The following is a 21,506-nucleotide window of genomic DNA, read 5'->3' on the forward strand; positions in this document are numbered from 1 at the left end:
GCTCCACGTCTTACCTCCCAGCCATGAACCAGCTTCCGCCCCGCGAAAAGACACTCGATCTGATCGGCAATACGCCCCTCGTCCTGCTCAAGGGACCGAGCGAGGCGGCTGGCTGCGAGATCTGGGGCAAGTGCGAATTCGCCAATCCGGGCGCCAGCGTGAAGGATCGCGCGGCGCTGTGGATCGTCAATGATGCGGAGGCACGTGGCGAGCTGGGGCCGGGCGGCACCGTTGTCGAAGGCACGGCCGGTAACACCGGCATCGGCATCGCGCTGGTCGCCAATGCCAAGGGCTACAAGACGATCATCGTCATGCCCGACAACCAGTCGAAGGAGAAGATGGACACGCTGCGCGCTCTGGGCGCGGAGCTGGTCCTCGTCCCGCCGACCAAGTTCGCGGATCCCAACCATTTCGTGCACACCTCGCGCCGGCTGGCGGAGGAGACCGAGGGCGCCGTCTGGGCCAACCAGTTCGACAATGTCGCCAACCGCCGCGCGCATATCGAAGGCACGGCGCCTGAAATCTGGGAGCAGCTGGAAGGCCGCGTGGACGGCTTCACCTGCGCTGTAGGCACTGGCGGCACGCTGGCGGGCACCGGCATGGGCCTCAAGGCTTTCGACGAGAAGATCCAGATCGCGCTGACCGATCCGCATGGCGCGGCGCTCTATAATTACTATGCTAATGGCGAGTTGAAGGCCGAGGGCTCCTCGGTCGCAGAGGGGATCGGGCAGGGCCGCATTACCGCCAACCTGGAAGGCGCGCCGATCGATACGCAGTTCCGCATCTCGGACGAGGAAGGCATGGAATGGGTCGCCCGCCTGCTGCGCGAGGAAGGGCTGTGCCTGGGCCTGTCCAGCGGCATCAATGTCGCGGGCGCGGTGGCGCTGGGTAAAGAGCTCGGCCAGAACGGTGGTGGGGGCAAGCGCGTCGTCACGATCCTGTGCGATACGGGCTTCCGTTATCTTTCCAGCCTCTACAATGCCGAGTGGCTGCAATCGAAGAAGCTGCCGGTTTTCGACTGGCTGCGTTAATGTTGGATCGTTAGGGTAGGGCGCATGGCACTCGACCCCAGAGAAATCCTCAGAGGCTCGCGAGAGGGCATAGACACTGCGCCTGCACCGCTGTCGGGTACGCGCGCACAGCGTATCCAGCGCCTGCAGGTGGGCATTGCCGGGCTGACCGTCATGGTCTTGATGGTCGGACTGGCCGATATCATCATTTCAAGCGCGCAGCAGAACCAGGTGGCAGTCCCCGAAGACCTGCCGCCGGTGACGACACAGGATGTGCCCCCGCCGCCCTCGCGCGATCCGCTGGCCGATGCGGGCGTGGTGCCTAATTTGCCTGCCGAGCCGGAGGCAACCGCAAGTCCGGTTCTCGCACCGCCGGATACGGGCGACGTACCGCCTCCGCCTGCCAGCGATGATTAGGCCTTTCGCCGGACTGGCCGCTATTGCCGTGCTGGCGGGTCCGACGCCCCTGTCCGCAGAGGAAGCGCCAGAGCGCGCCGTGCTGGCCGCGCCTGCGCAGCGGCCGGTGCTGGCGCTGATGGGGACGGTGCCGATCTATTGGGGCGAGGCGGACGGGCTTTCCGAAGTCATCAATGGCGATGCGCCGAAGCATTGGGCGCGTGCCTTCCTTGAGCAGGATTTCCAGCTCGCCCCGCTCGATTTCCTGACCGCGGAAGCGCTCTCGTCGCACAAATACCTGCTGATGGCGCAGCCGCGCGCGCTGGCGGCGGAGGAGAATGTCGCGGTCGATCGATGGGTGCGCGATGGCGGCAAGCTGCTGCTCTTCGCGGATCCGATGATGACCGGGGAATCGCGCTTCTCCATCGGTGATCGCCGAAGGGCGCAGGATGTCGCGCTGCTTTCCCCCATCCTCGCGCGCTGGGGGCTGGAACTGACTTTCGCGGAGGGCCAGTCCCTCGGCCTCACCACAATCGCCCATGGCGAGGCGCAGCTGCCGGTGAACCTGCCCGGACGCTTCGTGCCGCATGAGGACCGCTTCGAATGCGTCGTTTCGGCAGGCGGGTTGATTGCCCATTGCGCCATCGAAACGGGCGAGGTGATGCTGGTGGCCGATGCCGCCATGCTTGACGTCGCAGGCCCCTGGCCCGGGGCGGAAGCGGGGCTGGCGCACCTCTATTCCCACATCTTCGGCCCTTTGCGGGAAAATGCGGGACACGGTGCCCACGAAGCCACCCATACGCTGCAACAAGGCGGGAATTCGCGCGATTCTGCGCATAGGCACGAACACAGGGGAGTGCGGAGTCCGCCTTAAAACTGGCGTAAAAACAGGAAATTATCAGCATTTCCCCATAATTCCCGTGATTTCCCCTTTCCTCCCGCATTGACCCGCGTTACACAGGGTTAATCGGAAGGCCGCCCGCGTTGCATCCTGATTCTGTGATGGATGGACGGGCCGCGCAGCTGCGCGGCGCGGACGCTGGCGCTTTGCCCGATTTGGTGTGGACCCATCGATCAGGGACTGGGGGAAGTGGCGCAGAAGGCGACGGTATATAGCGGTCAGGGCTTTTCGCTTCGCGGCGAAAAGGATCGCTTCGTCCTGCCTGCCAAACTCCGCAATCCTCTGGCCGAAGCAAGCGGCGAACGCACGCTCTGCGTTTCCAAGCATGATCGCTGGCCCTGCCTGACCGGCTTCGGCAAGGACCGCGTCGACACGTTCGAGGATTTGCTGGACGAGCTGGAGGACAAGGCCATCGCGCGCGGCGACATGGCTTTCGATCGCGAGCTGAAGTCTGCCGCGCTCTACACCTTCACCCCGACCAATTTCGACGCCAGCGGGCGCTTCAACCTCAGTTCCACGCTGTTCGAGCTGGGGGACATCGGCGATGCGCTCTATTTCCACGGCATCGGCCAGATTATCACCATCTGGAATCCCGAAGTGCTGCTGGCGCAGGGCCCCGAATTCGCGCAGATGCAGGCCTATTGCCGGCAGGAAATGGCTGCGGCCAATGCCAAGGGGAAGGGCAAGTGACCGCCGCTTCCCCGCATATTCCCGTCCTGCTGGACGAAGTGGTGCGCGAGCTGCGCATCCAGCCCGGCGACGTGGTGATCGACGCCACTTTCGGCGCCGGCGGCTATACGCGTGCCTTTCTTGAGGCGGGCGCGACCGTCCACGCCTTCGACCGCGATCCCGATGCGATCGCTGCTGGCCGCCAGTGGCCCGAAACGCAGGAGGACCCGCCGCGCCTCGTCCTCCATCCGCGCCGCTTTTCCGAGATGGTCGAGGCAATGACCGAGGCTGGCGTCGCGCAGGTGGACGGGATCGCCATGGATATCGGCGTCTCCTCCATGCAGCTCGACCAGGCCGAGCGCGGCTTTGCGTTCTCCGCCGACGGCCCGCTCGACATGCGCATGGATCGCCAGCGTCCCAATGCCGCCGATTTCGTCAATGAGGCGGATGAGAAGACGATTGCCGACGTGCTCTACAAATATGGCGAGGAGCGCCAGTCGCGCCGCGTCGCCCGCGCCATCGTTGCTGCACGCCCGCTGACCACCACCGGGGAGCTCGCTGCCGTGGTGCGCAAGGCGCTCGGCTATCATGCCGGTGCGCCCAAGGATCCTGCCACGCGCAGCTTCCAGGCCATCCGCATCCATGTGAATGCGGAGCTGGACGAGCTGGAGCAGGGCCTCTCCGGTGCCGAGCAGCTGCTGAGGGAAGGCGGCCGCCTTGCCGTGGTCAGCTTCCACAGCCTGGAAGATCGCATAGTCAAACAGTTCCTGCGTGATGCCGCCAACGCTAACCCGCGCGGCTCACGTCACCTCCCCGAAGCGCACCCTGTCTCTCCACCGCGCTTCGGGGAATTGTCCAAGGCGATCCGCCCCTCGGCGGCGGAAATCGCCCGCAATCCGCGTGCCCGGTCCTCCACCCTGCGCGCGGCCACTCGCACAGCCGCCCCCGCCCAATCGCAGAAGGAGCACGCCGCATGACCCCCCAGGCTCGCATCCGTCGCATCGGCTGGCTGGCCCTGCTGGCAATCTGCACCGCGCTTTATGGCGTGCTGCATTTCCAGGTCTGGTCGGTGCAGAGCGAAGTCACCCGCGCCGAGCGCCGGATCGTGGCGCTGGAAGAACAGAACCTGCTGCTGGAGACCGAATTTCTGACCCGTTCCAGCCAGATGCAGCTGGCGGCGTGGAACCGCGTCGATTTCGGCTACAGCGCCCCTGCGGCAGACCAGTTCATCGAGAATGAACGCCAGCTCTCCCGCTTCGCGAGCGCGCGTCCGGCCGATGCGGTGGAGCCGGTGCTGCTTGCCAGCCAGGCGCTGGAAGAAGACAATATGAGCTTTGCCGAGCTGGTCTCGCCGATCACCGGCGAGCGCCTCGATCCGGAATTGGTGCGCCCCCGGCGCGATGACGATGGCGAGGGAACGACGCTGATCGCCGCAATTGCCGAACGCAGCGCGCGCGTGCCGCTCAGCGCTGCCGCATCGGCCCCGACAACCGGCGCCGCCGTGCGCATCGCTTTGGGAGGCGGCGGGAAGTGAATTCGCTCGTCGCCCCGCGGCCGCTGGCCACCGGGCGCATCCGCCTCGTCGATTACCGCCGCCGCTCGCTGTTGATGGCGCGCTTTCGCGTGCTGATCATCGCGCTGGCCTTCCTCTTCCTCGCGCTCACCGCCGTCTCACGCATTGCCTGGCTGGGAGTGATCCAGCCCGCCGCCGCGCAGACCACCATGGCCGATGCCCTGCTGCCGCCGCGCGGGGAGATCACTGACCGCAATGGCGTGCCTCTCGCACGCGCCTTTCCCGCCTATGCGCTGTGGTTCAATCCGCACGCGATGGACGATGGCGGACCCCCGCTGGTAAGTTCGCCTGAAGAAGTGGCGCGTGAACTCCACGCGATTTTCCCTGATCTCGACGTGGTGGACACGGCGGAGAAACTGCGCGCCGGTCGCGGCGCCTATTTGCGCCGCCGCGTGCTGCCGGAAGATGCCAACCGCGTGATGGAAATCGGTGAGCTGGCGCTGGAAATGCCGCGCGAGGCCGATCGCCACTATCCGCAAGGATCGCTGGCCGCACATGTGCTGGGCTATGTCCAGGACGGGCAGGGCCATATCGGCATGGAGCAGGTGCTGCAGGATCGCCTTGTCGATCCGGCTTTCCGTGGCGAGCCGGCGGCGCTTTCCATCGATATCCGCGTGCAGGGCGCGCTGGAGGATGAGCTGAAGCGCGGCATGCTGTCGGTCAATGCGATCGGTGCGGCAGGCATCGTGCTCGACGTCGATACTGGCGAGGTGCTGGCCATGGCCTCCTTCCCCGAATTCGACCCCAACAATGTCACCACCGAAGACCTGATCCGCACGCAGGAAATGGTCGATCGCGGGATCATGCCGCCAGCCTTCAACCGCGTGACCAACCAGGTTTACGAGCTCGGCTCGATCTTCAAGCCGCTGACCGTGGCGGCCGCGATCGATGCCGGGTCGATCACCAACCTTGCGCGCCGCTACCAGGCCAACCGCCCGCTGCGCATCGGCAAGCAGACGATCAATGACAGCCACGTGATCGGCGACACGCTGAACGCGCCGCAATCGCTGATCCATTCCTCAAACATCGTCACCGGCCAGATCGCCGACGAACTTGGCTCCGACGTGCTGAAGAAATACATGACCGATCTCGGCATGGGCGAGGCGCCCTATATCGAGCTTCCGGGTCGCGGCGCACCGCTCAGCTTCGGCGGTGAGTGGTCGCGGCTGAAGGGCATGACGGTGGGCTTCGGCCACGGCATTTCGGTAACCCCGCTCCACCTTGCCAGCGCCTATGCCGCGATGGTCAATGGCGGCATGTGGCGTCCGGCCACGATGCGGCGGATCGAGCCGGGCAATGCCCCGCGCGGCCGCCGCGTGTTCAAGGCCAGCACCAGCGCGCGCATGAACCAGCTGCTGCGCATGATCGCTGTCTATGGCACCGGCCGTAACGCCAATGCGCCGGGCTTCCGCGTGGGCGGCAAGACGGGCTCGGCCGAAAAGCCCAAGAACGGCTCCTATTCGCGCACCACGCTGGTCTCCACCTTTGCCGCGGCCTTCCCCATGGATCGGCCGCGCTATGTCGTGATCGCCATGCTGGATGAGCCGCAGGGCACCGTTGCCAGCTCCTACCAGCGCACCGCCGCGTGGAACGCGGCGCCGGTCGTTGGCCGGCTGATCCCGCGCATCGGCCCGCAGCTGGGTGTGCTGCCCGACGAGGGACGCGATATCGACCTGACCGAGCTCCAGTACCTCGTCGGCAGCGGAGTGCATTGATGAAACTGGGGGCGCTGGCACAGGCAATCGGGCAGGATGCGGGCGCTGCTGCGGAAGAGCATGTCACCGGCTTTGCCATCGATCATCGCAAGGTCGCGCCCGGTAATATCTTCGGCGCGTTCCAGGGCGCGGTGGTGAATGGGGAGGACTTCATTCCCGCCGCCATCGCATCGGGTGCTGTCGCCGTGGTGGCGCGTCCCGAAGCCAAGGTCGAAGGCGCGCTGCATCTCGCCTCTGCCGAACCACGCCGTGCCTTTGCCGAGATCGCCGCGAAGTTCTTCACCCCCGTGCCCGATCACGTGGTCGCGGTGACCGGCACCAACGGCAAGACTTCCACGGTCGAGATGACGCGGCAGATCTGGCGCATGTGCGGTCATTCGGCTGCTTCCATCGGCACGCTGGGTGTCACCACGCCGGATGAGAGCGTCTCCACCGGCCTCACCACGCCCGATATCGTCACTTTCCTTTCCAACATGACCGGCCTTGCGCGCGAGGGCGTGACGCATGTCGCCTATGAAGCCTCCAGTCACGGCCTCTCGCAATTCCGCAACGAGGGACTGCCGGTGATGGCGGGGGCCTTCACCAATCTTTCGCGTGACCACCTCGATTACCATGCTGACATGGAGGACTATTTCGCCGCCAAGATGCGCCTGTTCACCGAAGTGGTGGATGATGGCGGGACGGCGGTGATCTGGGCCGATGACGAATGGTCCGCACGCGCCGCCGAAGTGGCCAAGGCGCGCGGCCTCAAGCTGCTGACCGTGGGTGAGAAGGGCAAGGGCATCCAGCTCATTTCCCGCAAACCCGGTGCCTTGGGCCAGGAATTGAAGTTCGTGTGCGAGGGCAAGGCCTATGCCATCCGCCTGCCGCTGATCGGTGCATATCAGGTCGCCAATGCGCTGGTATCCGCCGGGCTGGCACTGGCGAGCGGCGATGCGCCCGCCGCCGTCTTCGATGCGCTCGCCCGCCTGCAACCCGTGCGCGGGCGGCTGGAGCGTGCGGTGATCGCGAAGAGCGGCGCGCCGGTATATGTGGATTACGCGCATACGCCTGATGCATTGGCCGCGGCAATTGCTGCATTGCGCCCGCATGTCACGGGCCGCCTGATTTCCGTCTTCGGTGCAGGCGGCGATCGTGATACGGGCAAAAGAGAGCCTATGGGCCGGGTCGCTGTCGAAGGATCGGATGTGGTCTTCGTGACCGATGATAATCCGCGCGGGGAAGACCCCGCCGCCATTCGCGCTGCCGTGATGCAGGGCGCCAAGGGCGCGCGCGAAGTGGGCGACCGGCGCGAAGCGATCCGCGCCGCCATTGCCGAAGCGGGCAGGGACGACATCGTCCTCGTCGCCGGCAAGGGGCACGAACAGGGACAGATTGTCGGCAGCGGTGACGCCAAGCGCGTGCTGCCATTTGATGACGTGACGGTAGCGCGCGAATGCGCCGCCGAGATTTCAGGAGCAGGTTGAGCGATGAATGCTGTTGCCCAAGTCCTTCGTTGGCCCGTCGAAGAGGCCGACCGCCTGCGCCTGGCGCTGTGGACTTCTGCCGAGATCGCACTTGCGACAGGCGGGACTGCTTATGGTGAATTTCAGGTTAGCGGCGTCGAAATGGACTCCCGCGACGTGCGTTCGGGGGACCTGTTCGTTGCGCTGAAGGGCGAGGCGATGGACGGGCACAAGTTCGTCGACAAGGCCTTTGCCAATGGCGCCGTCGCGGCGTTGGTCGATCGTCCGGTGGACGGGCCGCATGTGCTGGTGGAAGACACCTCAAGGGCGCTTGAACTTCTTGCCAGGACGGCACGGAACCGGGCCTCGGCACGCATCATCGGCGTGACCGGTTCGGTCGGGAAGACGGGCGTCAAGGAAGCGATCTTCGCAAGCCTTGAGCGCACCAGCCGGGGAACGTCGCACCGCTCCATCCGCTCCTACAACAACCATGTCGGCGTTCCGCTCAGCCTCTCGCGCATGGCTCCGCGCAGCCAGTATGGCGTGTTCGAGATGGGCATGAACCATGCCGGAGAGATTGCCGGGCTGACCGCGCAGGTGCGTCCGCATGTTGCCGTCATCACAACCATCGCGCCCGCCCATATCGAGAACCTGGGCAGCATGGAGGCGATCGCGGCGGCCAAGGCGGAAATCTTCGCCGGCCTGGAAAAAGGCGGCACGGCGGTGATCCCGGCGGATAGCGAGCATTTCGAACAATTGCGCGACGCGGCGCAGGCCGTGGGCGCAAAGGTCATTTCCTTCGGCCGCGCCGACCATGCCGATATGCGCCTGCTCGATGCGCTGCCCGATGCGCATGGCGGTTCGCTGGTGACGGCTGCCATGGGCGGCCACCGCCTGTGCTACACCGTCGCCGAGCCGGGTGATCACTGGGTGAGCAATTCGCTTTGCGTCATGGCCGCTGTCCATGCCGCGGGCGGAGATCTTGGTGCCGCAGGGCTCGCTCTCGCCGGCATGGGCGGCCTCAAGGGTCGCGGCGCGCGGCTGCGCCTCACTGTGCCGGGCGGCCACGCGTTGATGGTCGACGAGAGCTACAACGCCAATCCCGCTTCCATGCGCGCCACGCTGGCGCAGCTGGGGCAGACGCCTGCCACCCGCCGCATCGCCGTGCTGGGCGCGATGAAGGAACTGGGCGATTTCGCGCCGTCTTTCCACGCGCAGCTGTCAGAGCCGCTGTTCGATGCCAATGTCGATTATGCGGTGCTGGTGGGCGACGAGATGACCCCGCTCGCGCGTGAATTGGGGAAAGGCCTTGCCAATACGCTTGGCAAGCCCTTGCACTTTGCCCATTGCGAGAATGCGGGTGAAGCGATCGCCGCGCTGGAGGAATTTGGCCTCGCCGGAGGGGATGCGGTGCTGGTCAAGGGGTCCAACTCCGTCGGGCTGTCGCGCCTGGTGGCGCATTTTGGCGCCAGGGAAGGCTGACGACGTTGAACGATGTTCTATTTTATTGCCCAACTGCTTGAATTCGAAGGTATCCTGAACCTAGTCCGTTACCAGACCTTCCGGTCCGGCGCGGCCATGATGACGGCGCTGGTGATCGGCCTGATCATCGGCCCCCGCTTCATCGCCATGTTGCGCGTGCGGCAGGGCAAGGGCCAGCCGATCCGCGAGGACGGGCCGCAGACGCACCAGGCCAAGGTCGGCACGCCGACCATGGGCGGGCTGATGATCCTCACCTCGCTGGTGATTTCCATGCTGCTATGGATGGACCTGTCCAGCCCGTTTGTCTGGGCCTGCCTTGCCGTATGCCTCGGCTTCGGCGTGATCGGCTTCCTCGACGATTACGACAAGGTTTCCAAGGCCAGTCACAAGGGCGTGTCGGGCAAGGTGCGCCTGCTGGCCGAATTCATCGTGGCGGGCATCGCTTCGTGGCTGATTGTCGGTGAGATCAACACCAATCTCTACGTCCCCTTCCTCAGCGACCGGTCGATCCCGCTGGGTCCGTTCTACTACCTCTTCGCTGCAACGGTGATCGTCGGCATGGGCAATGCGGTGAATTTGACTGACGGGCTGGACGGACTTGCCACCATGCCGGTGGTGATCGCGGCGGGCGCCTTCATGATCATCTGCTACCTTGTCGGCCGCGTCGACTATTCGGAATATCTCGGCATCCCGCACGTGCCGCTGGCGGGTGAGCTGGCGCTGTTCTGCGCGGCAATCATGGGGTCGGGCCTCGCCTTCCTGTGGTTCAACGCGCCGCCAGCCGCCGTCTTCATGGGTGACACGGGCAGCCTTGCCTTGGGCGGGGCGCTGGGCGCTGTGGCCGTGGCGAGCCATCACGAAGTCGTGCTGCTGATCATCGGCGGCCTGTTCGTGATGGAGACCGCATCGGTCATCATCCAGGTATTCTGGTTCAAGCGCACGGGCAGGCGGGTCTTCCGCATGGCGCCGATCCACCATCATTTCGAACAGCTGGGCTGGAAGGAGTCGACCGTGGTGATCCGCTTCTGGATCATCGCCATCGTCCTTGCGGTCATCGGCTTGGCTACGTTGAAGGTCAGGTGATCACGGCACGCGTCTTCGCAGGCAGGAAGTACGCCGTCCTCGGCCTCGCCCGATCGGGCATGGCGGTGGTCGAATGCCTGCTGGCGAGCGGCGCGGAAGTAACGGCCTGGGACCGGCAGGAAACGCCGCGCCGCAAGCTGGAGGGTCGCTGCACCATTGCCGATCCGATGGAGATCGATCTTTCCGGGTTCGACGGCATCGTCGTCTCCCCCGGCGTGCCGCTCAACACCCATCCGCTGGCGGCCAAGGCGCGCGAAGCGGGCGTGCCGGTGATCGGCGATATCGAGCTTTTCGCGCAAGCCCGCGCCGATCTGCCCCCGCACAAGGTGGTCGGCATTACCGGCACCAATGGCAAGTCGACCACCACCGCGCTGGTCCACCATCTGCTGGAGCAGGCGGGCGTACCGACCCGCATGGGCGGCAATATCGGCCTGCCGATCCTGGGGCAGGAGCCTTTGCCCGAAGGCGGTGTCTATGTGCTCGAACTCTCAAGCTACCAGATCGACCTCACCTTCTCGCTCGATTGCGAGGTGGCGGCGCTGATCAATATCACGCCCGATCACCTGGACCGCTATGACGGCTTTGCCGCCTATGCAGCCTCCAAGGCGCGGCTGCTGGCGATGCAGGAGGCTGGGCATTTCGCGGCCTTCGGTTGCGAGGATGCGGAAACCAGCCAGGTGCAGGCGCATGAGGCAGCGCGCCGCGCTCCCGGTCGAGCGACCTGCGTGCTGGTGGACGAATTGGCGGGCAGGCAGGGTGAATGGCCCAGCCTGCAGGGTCCGCACAACCTCCAGAACGCGGCCATCGCCGCCGCTCTGGTCGAGGAGCTGGGCCTCTCCCGCGAACAGGTGCTTACCGGCCTCGCCACGTTCCGCGGCCTGCCGCACAGGATGGAAGTGCTCGGCACGTTCGATGGCGTGCTGGTGATCAACGATTCCAAGGCGACTAATCCCGCCTCCACCGCCCCGGCGCTCGCCGCCTGGCCCCCGCATGATGGCAGGCCGCGTGTTCACTGGATCTGCGGCGGTCTCGCCAAAGCCGATAACCTCGACGACTGCGCTCCGTGGTTCGGCCATGTCGCATCCGCCTACACGATAGGCGAGGCCGGTCCGATGTTTGCCAAGCTGCTGACGGGACACATGCCGGTCGAGGATTGCGAGATGCTGTGCGAGGCGACTTCGCGCGCGCTCAAGGCAGCCCAGCCCGGCGATGTGGTGCTTCTCAGCCCCGCTTGCGCCAGCTTCGACCAGTTTCGCGATTACGAGATACGCGGCGACACATTCCGCGAAATCGTGGGCGGGCTGACGAGCAGCGATCAGCCCACCAGCGGCTCCACCGGAAGGTCTGCCGCATGAGCGCCGCGCGTCCCTATATCCCCCAGCCGGGCCGCCGCAGCGCGCCGACGGCCGCCTTTCCGCAGGACCGCAGGCGCCAATTGCTGGTCTGGTGGCGCGAAATCGACCGTGTGCTGCTGGGCCTGATCCTGCTGCTGATGTCACTGGGGACGATCGCGGTCATGGCCGCATCGCCTGCCAGCGCCAATCGCCTGTCGACATCGGATGTGACGCTATCCGACCTGCATTTCTTCTGGCTGCACATCCGCTGGCAGTTTCTCGGCCTCTGCGTGCTGATCGCGACCTCGCTGGTCCCGCATGAACTCGCGCGGCGCGGGGCGATCCTGCTGGGTGCGGCCATGCTGGTTGCATTGGTGCTGGTCCCGCTGATCGGTGTCGAGCGCAATGGCGCCACCCGCTGGCTCAACCTCGGCCTGCAATTCCAGCCGTCCGAATTCCTCAAGCCGGCCTTCGCGGTGATCCTGGCCTGGATTCTTTCCTGGAAAGTGCGTGATCCCGGCCTGCCTGTGATCGGCGTATCGGGCGGATTGCTGGGCTTCATCGTCATTATGCTGATGGCGCAACCCAATTTCGGCGAGGCTATCCTGTTCGTCGGTTGCTGGTTCGTGGTGGTGATGCTGGCGGGCTTGCCGATAAAGCGGATACTGACACTGTGCGGCGTCGGACTGGGCGGGCTGGTCCTTGCCTATGTATTCTATGACAATGCCCGCAACCGCATCGACGCCTTCCTTGGCGGCGGTACCGCCTATGACCAGGTGGACCTTGCCAGCCGCACGCTGCTGGGCGGCGGGTGGACGGGCACCGGCCTCAATCTCGGCAACAACAAGATGCGCCTGCCCGAAGCGCATACCGACTACATCTTCTCGGTGATCGGGGAGGAATTCGGCCTGCTCGCCTGCGGAGTGATCGTGGTGCTCTACCTCGCCATCATCCTGCGCGTGCTGGTGCGGCTGGTGGATGAGGACCGGCTGTTCATCATCCTTGCAGCCAGCGGTCTTATAGCGCTGTTCGGTGGACAGGCTTTCATCAACATTCTCATGAACCTGCAGCTTTTCCCCTCCAAAGGCATGACGCTGCCTTTGGTGAGTTACGGCGGATCGTCTACCATTGCGCAGTGCTTCTCCATCGGGTTGCTGCTGGCGATTACCCGGCGCAATCCGTTTCTGAGCCGTGAGGCTTTCGATTTCGGCGGCGGGGCCGCAAAGGCGCGGAAAGCAGGGGCGCAGAAAGGCAAGCGGCGATGACTTCTGTTGCACGACATTACGTGCTGGCGGCAGGCGGAACCGGCGGGCATCTGACGCCCGCCTTTGCGCTTGCTTCCGAGCTGGAGCGGCGCGGCCATCATGTCGCCCTGATCACCGATGATCGCGGCGCGGCGATCCCCGGCAAGCCTGATTTCCTGACTGCCCATGTCCTGCCCGCCGGCCGTTTCGGGAAGAACCCGATGCGCTGGCTGGGCGGTATCCGTGCCGTCATGCAGGGCCGCGCCATGGCGCGCCGCGTTTACGAGACCTTCCAGCCCAGCGCCGTTATCGGCTTTGGCGGCTATCCCGCGCTGCCCGCCCTGCTCGGCGCGCAGGCGGATGATATCGCCACCGTGATCCACGAACAGAACGCCGTGCTGGGCCGCGTCAATCGCCTGCTGGCGGGAAGGGTCGATGCCATCGCCACCGCCTATCCCGATGTCGAGCGGCTTAAGGCGGATCACCGGGCGAAGACGCACCTCGTCGGCAATCCCGTGCGGCCCGAAGTGCTCAGCCTGCGCGACGAGGAATTCCCCGCCTTTACCGCCGACGGACTGTTCCGCGTGCTGGTGACCGGCGGCAGCCAGGGCGCGCGTGTCCTGTCTGAAGTCGTGCCCGATGGCCTTGCCATGCTCCCGCCCGCCTTGCGCAGCCGGTTGCAGGTGACGCAGCAATGCCGCCCGGAGGATCTCGACGCGGTGCGGGCGCGTTATGCCAGCCACGAGATTCCCGCCGAACTCGGCACCTATTTCGAAGACATGCAGGCGCGGCTGGCCGATGCGCATCTCTTTATTGGACGTGCCGGCGCCTCCACCATTGCCGAGTTGACCGCCGTGGGCCGCCCCGCGATCCTCGTCCCGCTGCCCATCGCCACCGATGACCACCAGGCTGCCAATGTGCGCGAAGTGGTGAAGGCGGGCGGCGCACGCTCGATCCGCCAGCACAAGTTTACCGCCAGCGAGCTCGCCAAGCAGATCCAGGCCATGGCCCAGCATCCCGAAACGCTCGCCAATGCGGCCCATGCCAGCTGGAATTGCGGACGCCCCAAGGCTGCGCGCGACCTGGCCGACCTTGTCGAAAGCTTCGGCGGCGCACCGATCCAGGATGTGATCCGCGTGGGCGCAAGCGAGCGCAGGAACGCCGAGGGCGCACCGGCTGCCGCGACGAGGGACAGCGTATGAAGGGCGTCCCCACGGATATCGGCACGATCCATTTCGTCGGCATTGGCGGTATCGGCATGTCCGGCATTGCCGAGGTGATGAAGAATCTCGGCTATAGCGTGCAGGGCTCCGACATTGCCGAGAGCGCGAGCGTGGAGCGGCTGCGTGCGCGCGGCATTCCCGTTTCCATCGGGCATGACGCGGCAAACCTCGGCGATGCGTCCGTTGTCGTCACCTCCACCGCGGTAAAGCGCGACAATCCCGAAGTCGCTGCAGCTATCGAGAACCGCATCCCTGTGGTTCGCCGCGCGGAAATGCTGGCAGAGCTGATGCGGCTGAAAAGCACCGTCGCCGTCGCCGGCACGCACGGCAAGACGACGACGACCAGCATGGTCGCCACGCTGCTCGATGCGGGCGGGGTGGATCCGACCGTGATCAATGGCGGGATCATCGAAAGTTACGGCTCCAACGCGCGGCTGGGTGACAGCGAGTGGATGGTGGTCGAGGCGGATGAGAGCGACGGCAGCTTCCTGCGGCTCGATGGCACGATCGCGGTCGTGACTAATATCGATCCCGAACATCTCGACCATTACGGCAGTTTCGATGCGGTGAAGGATGCCTTCCTGCAATTCATCGAGAACGTGCCCTTCTATGGCGCTGCAGTGCTGTGCATCGATCATGACGAAGTGCAGAACGTGATCGCCCGTGTGCGCGACCGGCGCGTGATCACCTATGGCTTCTCGCCCCATGCCGACGTGCGGGCGGAGAATATCTCCAGCGAAGGCGGATCAACCCGCTTCGATGCCGTCAGCCGCGACCGCGACGGGCGGGAAAGCCGCATAGAGAACATCGTCCTGCCCATGCCCGGTCGCCACAATGTCCAGAATGCGCTCGCCGCAACGGCCGTGGCGCTGGAAATGGGCTGCACCGCCGACACGATCCGCGCCGGTTTCGCCCGCTTCGGCGGGGTACGCCGTCGCTTTACGCTGGCGGGCGAGGTCGATGGTGTGCGGGTGATCGACGATTATGCGCATCACCCGGTGGAAATCCGCGCGGTGCTCTCCGCAGCGCGCGAGGCCGCGAAAGGCCGTGTCATCGCGGTGGCGCAGCCGCATCGCTACACGCGGTTGCGCGACCTGATGGAGGAATTCCAGTCCTGCTTCGCCGATGCGGACATCGTCTATGCCGCGCCGGTCTATCCGGCGGGCGAGCAGCCGATTGCGGGCATCGACAGCGCGGCGCTGGTCGCCGGGATCAAGGCGCGCGGGCACCGGCAGGCGGCGGAAATCGCCGGGCCGGATGCGCTGGCGCAGGAGCTGGCCGGATTGGTCGAGCCGGGCGACATGGTCGTCTGCCTCGGCGCGGGCGACATCACCAAATGGGCTGCGGGTCTCGCGTCCTCGATCGAACGGGCGAGGGCGGAAGCGGCATGACACGGCACATGCAATATGGCGAGGAGCCCAAGGGCCAGAACGCCCCCGGTGCGGGCGAGGAGAAGGGGGCAGCCGACGTGACACCCTCTCCCGTGCGCGGCAAGCTGACCAAGGACGCCCCGCTCGACAAGCTGGTCTGGTTCAAGAGCGGCGGTCCGGCGGACTGGCTGTTCGAACCGGCCGACCTCGAAGACCTCACCAGCTTCCTGCAGGGGCTGGAGGAAGGCACGCCAGTGATGGCGATCGGCCTCGGGTCAAACCTCATCATCCGCGATGGCGGCGTACCCGGCGTGGTCGTGCGCCTCGGCAAGCCCTTTGCCTCGGTCGAGGTGCGGCGCGACAATATCCTCGAATGCGGCGGCGGCGCGCCGGGTATCCTCGTCTCCTCCACCGCGCGCGATGCGGGGATTGCGGGGATGGAATTCCTGCGCGGCATTCCCGGCACAGTGGGCGGTTTCGTGCGCATGAATGGCGGGGCCTATGGTCGTGAAGTGGCCGATATCCTCGTCGATTGCGACGTGGTCTTCCCCAATGGCGATTGCGTGAACATCCCGGCGGAAGACCTCGATTATACCTATCGCCATTCGCGCCTGCCCGAAGGTGCCATCGTGGTCGCCGCGCGCTTCCAGGGCGATCCCGGCGATCCCGAGGAGATTGGCAGAGAAATGGACCGCATCGCCGCCGAGCGCGAGGCATCGCAGCCTTTGCGGACCAAGACGGGCGGCTCCACCTTCAAGAACCCGGACGGGAAGAAGGCGTGGCAGCTGGTCGATGAAGCGGGCTGCCGCGGCCTCAAGATGGGCGGCGCGCAGGTGAGCGAGAAGCACGCCAACTTCCTCATCAACACCGGCGATGCGACCAGCAGCGATATCGAGGGGCTTGGGGAAGAAGTACGCCGCCGCGTGTCGGAAAAGACCGGCGTGGCGCTGGAATGGGAAATCAAGCGAGTGGGACGACCGTGAGCCGACTGCCGAAACTCCATATCGCCGTCCTGATGGGCGGCTGGGCCAATGAGCGCGAAGTATCGCTCATGTCTGGCAAAGGCGTGGCGGATGCGCTGGAAAGCCTGGGCCACCGCGTGACGCGGATCGACATGGACCGCGACGTTGCGGCCCGCATTGCCGAAGTGAAACCCGATATCGTTTTCAACGCGCTGCACGGCGCGCCGGGGGAAGACGGCACGGTGCAGGGCATGCTGGACCTGATGGGCGTACCCTATACGCATTCGGGCCTGGCCACCTCGGTTGTCGCCATCGACAAGGAACTGACCAAGCAGGCGCTGGTCCCGCACGGTATCCCCATGCCCGGCGGGCGGGTTGTGCCCAGCACCGAGCTGTTCGATGGCGATCCGATCGCGCGGCCCTATGTGCTGAAGCCGGTGAATGAGGGATCGTCCGTCGGCGTCGCCATCATCACGGATGAGAGCAATTGCGGCAACCCGATCGCGCGTGACGCCAAGGGTCCGTGGCAGCAGTTCGAAACCTTGCTGGCGGAGCCCTATATTCGCGGCCGCGAGCTGACGACGGCGGTCATCGACACGGGCGAGGGCGCGAAGGCCCTCGGCGTTACCGAGCTGATCGTTGCAAGCGGCTTCTACGATTTCGAGAACAAATATACGGACGGAAAGACGACCCACGTCTTCCCCGCCGATATCCCGGACAATATCGCCGCCCTGTGCCTGCGCTATGCCGCGCGGGCGCATAAGGTCCTCGGCTGCCGCGGAACCAGCCGCACCGATTTCCGCTGGGACGATGAGCGCGGGGAAGATGGTCTGTTCGTACTGGAGACCAACACCCAGCCGGGCATGACCCCGCTCAGCCTGGTGCCGGAGCAGGCCCGCTATTGCGGCATCGAATATCCGCAATTGTGTGAAATGATCGTGGCTGACGCGCTGCGGCATTTCGGCAAGCTGCCAGCCGGTGAGGCCGGGACCGACTGATGGCGCAGACGATCCGCCGCAAGGCCACCGGGGTCCGCCGCCAGGCCAAGAGCCAGGGCCGCGCGGGGCAGGTGCGCAAGGCGCGCGCAAAGACCAATTCGCTGTTCGACAGGATGATGGATGCGCTGCCCTTTACCGAGGACCAGTGGCACGCCTTCTTCACCGTGCTGATCCTCGCCGTGCTGCTCGCCATTGCGATAGTGGTGGCGCGCGTTTCCGGCCTCACCACCGTTGCAGAAACCGAATTCGCCAAGGCCGCCGCCAATGCCGGGTACAAGGTCGGCAATGTGCAGGTGCGCGGGACGGACCGGCTGAACGAGGCGCGCGTTTATGAGCGCGCTCTTGGGCGCGAAGACCTGTCGATGCCGCTGGTGGACCTCGAAGAGCTGCGCACCGAGCTGCTGGCGCTCAACTGGGTGGCTGATGCGCGTGTCTCCCGCCTGCTACCAGATACGCTGGTGATCGATATTGTCGAGCGTGAGCCGCATGCCGTTCTGCGCCGGGGCGAGCGCTTGCTGCTTATTGATCCGACGGGCGCGGAGCTGGAGCCGATTTCGCGCTCCGCCGCTTCGGAATATCTCGTCATTTCCGGCGAAGGCGCGCAGTCGCAGGTGGAGGCGCTGACCGACCTGCTCGACGCCGCGCCTGCGCTGCAGCCGCAGGTCAAAGCTGCCGAATGGATCGGCAATCGCCGCTGGGACCTCACTTTCGCTACCGACCAGAGCCTGTCGCTGCCCGAAGGCGCGGAGCGCGCTGCCGCTGCGCTGATCAGCTTCGCCCGCGCCGATGGTGTGCACCGCCTGATTGGCGGCGAAGTCGTGCGCTTCGACATGCGCAACCCGCCGCGCATGTATATGCAGGTGCCCGGAAGGGCTGACCGCGAGCTCGCCATGGAACAAGCCGCGGAGCAGGCTGCGGCACAGGAAGAAGAGGACAATTGATGGCTAGCCAGCCGCGCATCACCAATGTCATCGCTGCCGTCAATATCGGCTCCTTCCGCATTTCCGCGATGATCGCGGGCGTGACCGAGAATGGCGAGATGCATGTGCTGGGCAGCGGCCACCGCGCCGCAAATGGCATCAAGCGCGGCTATGTCACCGATATGGCCGCCGCGACCTATGCCGTGCGCGATGCGATCGAGAAGGCCGAAAAGCTCGCCGGGACGCAGGTGACCAGCGTGTGGATCGGCTGTTCGGGCGCGGGCCTCGCCAGCACGATCAACCCGGTCGAGATCGATATTGGCGGGCGCCGGATCGAGGAAGAGGATATCGAGCACCTGCTCGTTTCCGCGCGCGAAGGGATCGAGCCCGATGGCCGGATGGTGCTGCATGCGCAGCCCGCCTGCTATTTCCTCGATGGCGCGGATGGCGTCGCCAATCCCAAGGGCCTGCATGCAGAGCGGCTGGGCGTGGACGTGCATGTGATGCTTGCCGATGGCGCGCCCATGCGCAATGTCACCGAAGCGGTGCAGAACGCGCATCTGGAAGTCGAGGGTATCGTCGCCTCGCCGCTCGCCTGCGGTTATGCCTGCCTGACGCCCGAGGAGCGCGACTTGGGTGTCGCCCTAGTCGAATTTGGCGGGCAGGTGACCAATGTTGCGGTATATGCCGGCGGCATGCTGGTGGGCCTCGCCACCATCCCGCGCGGCTCTGCCGATATCACCGATGCGGTCGCCTCCGCCTTCGGGATCAAGCGCTTCATGGCCGAGCGGCTCAAATGCGTGAACGGTTCCGCCATCGCCAGCCCGCATGACCATCGCGAGATGATCGCGGTCGCCGGGCCCGATGACGAGAGCTCCGCCACCGTCGCCAACGGGGCGGATGATCGCGGCCATATCCCGCGTGCGGAGCTTATCTCGGTCATCACCGGAGAGCTCGACGGGTTGATGCGTGATGTCGGCAGGGCTTTGGAAAAAATGGGTTTCTCGGGAAGCCAGGCGAGTGCGCGGCAAGTCGTGCTGACCGGCGGCGGGGCCGAGCTGGCGGGTCTTGCGGATTATGCCCAAAGCGTGCTGGGCATGCCCGTGCGCATCGGCCGTCCGCCTGCTTTGCGCGGCCTGCCCGAAGCGCACAGCGTGCCCGGTTTTGCCACGCTGGCCGGACTGATCCTCTATGCGGCAGAGGATCCGGTCGATATACGCAGTGTGGGCTCGCGCTTTACCGAGACGACGCGGATCGGCGGCCTCGCCATGATCCGCCACGTCTGGAGCGCGATGAAAGAGTATTTCTGACCTGCGAAAAGCGACGCGCAGGACTGTGGATACATGAAAATACCACTTACGCGGCGGAATCGCTTTGTGGCACAAGCGTTACCAACCCGTTTACTAGACCGCTCCGCAGGAGAGCACTGACATGAGCATCAATATCGGCCCGCCTTCCGTTGAAGAACTGCGTCCCCGCATCACCGTGATCGGCGTGGGCGGTGCTGGCGGCAACGCCATCGCCAACATGATCCAAAGCGAGATCGAAGGCGTCGATTTCATCGTGGCCAACACCGACGCGCAGGCGCTGAACAACGCCGTGGCCGAGCATCGCATCCAGCTGGGCCCCGATATCACGCAGGGCCTGGGTGCCGGTTCGCGCCCCGAAGTGGGCCGCGCCGCTGCCGAGGAGACGGTGGAGGATATTGAACGCGCGCTTGAAGGCGTGAACATGGTCTTCATCGCTGCCGGTATGGGTGGTGGCACGGGTACGGGTGCCGCGCCGGTGATTGCCGAGACTGCGCGCAAGAAGGGCATCCTCACCGTGGGTGTGGTGACCAAGCCCTTCCTGTTCGAAGGCACGCGCCGCATGCGCGCCGCCGAAGCGGGCATCGATGAGTTGCAGAAGCATGTCGATACGCTGATCGTCATTCCCAACCAGAACCTGTTCCTGGTGGCCAAGGCCGAAACCACCTTCAAGGAAGCTTTCCAGCTTGCTGACGAAGTGCTGCAGCAGGGCGTCCGCTCGATCACCGACCTGATGGTGATGCCGGGCCTCATCAATCTCGACTTCGCCGATATCCGTTCGGTGATGAACGAGATGGGCAAGGCGATGATGGGCACAGGCGAAGGCGAGGGCGAAAATCGCGCGCTGGAAGCGGCCGAACGCGCCATCGCCAACCCGCTGCTCGACGGCGTGTCGATGCAGGGCGCCAAGGGCGTAATCATCTCCATCATTGGCGGCGAGGACATGAAGCTGCTCGAGGTGGACGAGGCTGCGAACCATATTCGCGAACTGGTCGATCCCGAAGCGAACATTATCTGGGGTTCGGCCTTCAATCCCGATCTCGACGGGCGCATTCGCGTTTCCGTGGTCGCCACCGGCATCGAACAGAGTGCCGAGCAGGCGCATTCCGCCAGCCAGCCGCTCAACCTGGGTGCCTCGCGCGGCCCGAAGAAGCCGGTACTGCCGATGCAGTCGCTGGAAGAGGATGATGCGGCGGAGGACGCGCTGGACGAAGCGACTACGCTTGGTGGCCCGGACGTGAATGCAAATCGGGTAAATACCGAATTCTCGCGCCCGTTTTCTGCCCCCAAGGCTGTGGAAGAGGAAGAAGAGCCGCTGGATCTGGGGCATCCCGAGATCGCGGCCGAAGCACCTGAAGTCGATTTCTCGCGCCCGTCGAGCGATGCGCCGACTCCCGCGCCGGCAGAGGATGATGAATTCGGCCCCGGCAAGGAAGAGGGCTTTGCCTCGCTGTCCAGCATGGGACGTGCGGCCGCCAAACCTCAGGATGATGGGCATACTTCGGGCGAAATGTTCGAGCTGACCGAGGAAGTCGCGGAAGGGTCTGATACTGCGGATGCCGAGGAGGAGGAAGAGCTGCTGCTCGATGCTAGCCGCCTTGCCGGAGACGGTGAACCGGAAGCTGCCGAAAGCGCGCCCCGCAAGCGCCGGTTCTTCGGTGGCGGATCGGACGACGCCGAGGAAGTCCCGGCGGAAGCGCCACAGCCTGCCTCAGCTGCAGGCGGCAGTACGCTGTTCGAACGCATGGCCAATCTCTCCCGTCATGGCGAGGAAGGCGAGGCTGAAGGCGAAGGCGAGGATGGCGACGATGCGCCCGCGATGCGCATTCCGCGCTTCCTGGGGCGTCAGAACAACCAGTAGTCGCATTGCCGGC

The 21,506-nt window shown here is 65.3% G+C and carries 19 protein-coding genes; all 19 read left to right on the forward strand.

Features of this window, described 5'->3' with window-relative positions:
• The first annotated feature begins 23 nt into the window (after positions 1–23).
• Positions 24–1,031, forward strand: a complete 1,008-nt coding sequence (locus tag E5222_RS02545; protein WP_136692149.1) for a cysteine synthase A — start codon at positions 24–26, stop codon at positions 1,029–1,031.
• 24 nt (positions 1,032–1,055) lie between these two features.
• Positions 1,056–1,427 carry a hypothetical protein gene (locus tag E5222_RS02550; protein WP_136692150.1) on the forward strand — a complete coding sequence of 124 codons (372 nt, stop codon included), beginning with the start codon at positions 1,056–1,058 and terminating at the stop codon, positions 1,425–1,427.
• A complete protein-coding gene (locus tag E5222_RS02555) occupies positions 1,420–2,280 on the forward strand; it encodes a motility-associated ABC transporter substrate-binding family protein (protein WP_136692151.1) in 861 nt (286 codons plus the stop codon). Before E5222_RS02550 ends, E5222_RS02555 begins: the two co-directional genes overlap by 8 nt.
• A 216-nt stretch (positions 2,281–2,496) precedes the next feature.
• Complete coding sequence (locus E5222_RS02560) at positions 2,497–2,997, forward strand: division/cell wall cluster transcriptional repressor MraZ (RefSeq protein WP_136692152.1); 501 nt, start codon at positions 2,497–2,499, stop codon at positions 2,995–2,997.
• A complete protein-coding gene (rsmH, locus tag E5222_RS02565) occupies positions 2,994–3,953 on the forward strand; it encodes a 16S rRNA (cytosine(1402)-N(4))-methyltransferase RsmH (protein ID WP_136692153.1) in 960 nt (319 codons plus the stop codon). Before E5222_RS02560 ends, rsmH begins: the two co-directional genes overlap by 4 nt.
• Entirely contained in the window at positions 3,950–4,510 is a 561-nt protein-coding gene (locus tag E5222_RS02570) for a hypothetical protein (RefSeq protein ID WP_136692154.1), read from the forward strand. The genes rsmH and E5222_RS02570 overlap by 4 nt, the downstream gene beginning before the upstream one ends.
• Entirely contained in the window at positions 4,507–6,264 is a 1,758-nt protein-coding gene (locus E5222_RS02575; RefSeq protein WP_425456228.1) for a peptidoglycan D,D-transpeptidase FtsI family protein, read from the forward strand. The genes E5222_RS02570 and E5222_RS02575 overlap by 4 nt, the downstream gene beginning before the upstream one ends.
• Complete coding sequence (locus E5222_RS02580) at positions 6,264–7,730, forward strand: UDP-N-acetylmuramoyl-L-alanyl-D-glutamate--2,6-diaminopimelate ligase (protein ID WP_136692155.1); 1,467 nt, start codon at positions 6,264–6,266, stop codon at positions 7,728–7,730. The genes E5222_RS02575 and E5222_RS02580 overlap by 1 nt, the downstream gene beginning before the upstream one ends.
• 3 nt (positions 7,731–7,733) lie before the next feature.
• Positions 7,734–9,191, forward strand: a complete 1,458-nt coding sequence (locus E5222_RS02585; protein ID WP_136692156.1) for a UDP-N-acetylmuramoyl-tripeptide--D-alanyl-D-alanine ligase — start codon at positions 7,734–7,736, stop codon at positions 9,189–9,191.
• A 12-nt stretch (positions 9,192–9,203) separates the two neighbouring features.
• On the forward strand, positions 9,204–10,274 hold the full coding sequence (mraY, locus tag E5222_RS02590) for a phospho-N-acetylmuramoyl-pentapeptide-transferase (RefSeq protein WP_136692157.1): 1,071 nt from the start codon (positions 9,204–9,206) through the stop codon (positions 10,272–10,274).
• The gene (murD, locus tag E5222_RS02595; protein WP_136692158.1) at positions 10,271–11,629 is read left to right on the forward strand and encodes a UDP-N-acetylmuramoyl-L-alanine--D-glutamate ligase; all 1,359 of its coding nucleotides are present in this window, start codon (positions 10,271–10,273) and stop codon (positions 11,627–11,629) included. Before mraY ends, murD begins: the two co-directional genes overlap by 4 nt.
• The gene (locus tag E5222_RS02600) at positions 11,626–12,873 is read left to right on the forward strand and encodes an FtsW/RodA/SpoVE family cell cycle protein (protein WP_136692159.1); all 1,248 of its coding nucleotides are present in this window, start codon (positions 11,626–11,628) and stop codon (positions 12,871–12,873) included. The genes murD and E5222_RS02600 overlap by 4 nt, the downstream gene beginning before the upstream one ends.
• Positions 12,870–14,054: an undecaprenyldiphospho-muramoylpentapeptide beta-N-acetylglucosaminyltransferase gene (murG, locus tag E5222_RS02605; RefSeq protein WP_136692160.1), complete on the forward strand. Its 1,185-nt coding sequence runs from the start codon at positions 12,870–12,872 to the stop codon at positions 14,052–14,054. Before E5222_RS02600 ends, murG begins: the two co-directional genes overlap by 4 nt.
• A complete protein-coding gene (murC, locus tag E5222_RS02610) occupies positions 14,051–15,466 on the forward strand; it encodes a UDP-N-acetylmuramate--L-alanine ligase (protein WP_136692161.1) in 1,416 nt (471 codons plus the stop codon). The genes murG and murC overlap by 4 nt, the downstream gene beginning before the upstream one ends.
• Complete coding sequence (murB, locus tag E5222_RS02615) at positions 15,463–16,428, forward strand: UDP-N-acetylmuramate dehydrogenase (protein WP_246021516.1); 966 nt, start codon at positions 15,463–15,465, stop codon at positions 16,426–16,428. Before murC ends, murB begins: the two co-directional genes overlap by 4 nt.
• Positions 16,398–17,405 (forward strand): D-alanine--D-alanine ligase, encoded by a 1,008-nt coding sequence (locus E5222_RS02620; protein ID WP_136692162.1) that lies wholly within the window; start codon positions 16,398–16,400, stop codon positions 17,403–17,405. Before murB ends, E5222_RS02620 begins: the two co-directional genes overlap by 31 nt.
• On the forward strand, positions 17,405–18,346 hold the full coding sequence (locus tag E5222_RS02625) for a cell division protein FtsQ/DivIB (protein WP_136692163.1): 942 nt from the start codon (positions 17,405–17,407) through the stop codon (positions 18,344–18,346). Before E5222_RS02620 ends, E5222_RS02625 begins: the two co-directional genes overlap by 1 nt.
• Positions 18,346–19,635 carry a cell division protein FtsA gene (gene ftsA / locus E5222_RS02630; protein ID WP_136692164.1) on the forward strand — a complete coding sequence of 430 codons (1,290 nt, stop codon included), beginning with the start codon at positions 18,346–18,348 and terminating at the stop codon, positions 19,633–19,635. Before E5222_RS02625 ends, ftsA begins: the two co-directional genes overlap by 1 nt.
• Positions 19,636–19,756: 121 nt before the next feature.
• The gene (gene ftsZ, locus E5222_RS02635; protein ID WP_136692165.1) at positions 19,757–21,493 is read left to right on the forward strand and encodes a cell division protein FtsZ; all 1,737 of its coding nucleotides are present in this window, start codon (positions 19,757–19,759) and stop codon (positions 21,491–21,493) included.
• The last annotated feature ends 13 nt before the right edge of the window (positions 21,494–21,506 follow it).

This window comes from Alteraurantiacibacter aquimixticola (genome assembly GCF_004965515.1).
Lineage (GTDB): Bacteria > Pseudomonadota > Alphaproteobacteria > Sphingomonadales > Sphingomonadaceae > Alteraurantiacibacter > Alteraurantiacibacter aquimixticola.